A 454-nucleotide genomic window follows, 5' to 3' on the forward strand; every position below is an offset into this window, starting at 1 on the left:
CAACCAGGGTGCCCTGGTCGTCAACGCCGCCAACCTCGTCCCGGTGGCCTACAGCGCCATCGGTCGCCGCGACGACGAGTTCGCCGTCGTCCGCGCCGGCCTGAACTACAAGTTCGGCTCGTACTAGGACCCGCGACGCTCCCGGCCTTAACGCCGGGAGTCGTCTTCGCCGGAAGTCGTCTTGGCCGGGAGCCGCTTCGGCATCCCAGCCCGGTCAAATCGGCCGCTCCGGCCGTGCAGAACCCCGGGTGCCCCTGGCACCCGGGGTTTTTCCATTGCGCAAAGGTGAGCCGCGGCCTCGGATGACCCGGGACCGGTACCGCCCTTAGTGCCGGTAGCGTTCGGCCAGGGCCATGAGGGCCTGGGCGAGTTCGGTGAGGTTGGCCGAGGCCGCCTCGACCTCGCGGGTGCCGGCCGCCGTCTGCTGGCTGGCCTGGCGGATGTTCTGCAGCGC

The 454-nt window shown here is 70.5% G+C and carries 1 pseudogene; it reads left to right on the forward strand.

Going from position 1 to position 454, the window contains the following annotated elements:
- Positions 1–127: pseudogene (locus FV242_RS36000) on the forward strand (porin family protein); the annotation flags it as partial.
- Positions 128–454 lie beyond the last annotated feature (327 nt).

It is taken from the genome of Methylobacterium sp. WL64, assembly GCF_008039945.1.
In the GTDB taxonomy this organism is placed as follows: domain Bacteria; phylum Pseudomonadota; class Alphaproteobacteria; order Rhizobiales; family Beijerinckiaceae; genus Methylobacterium.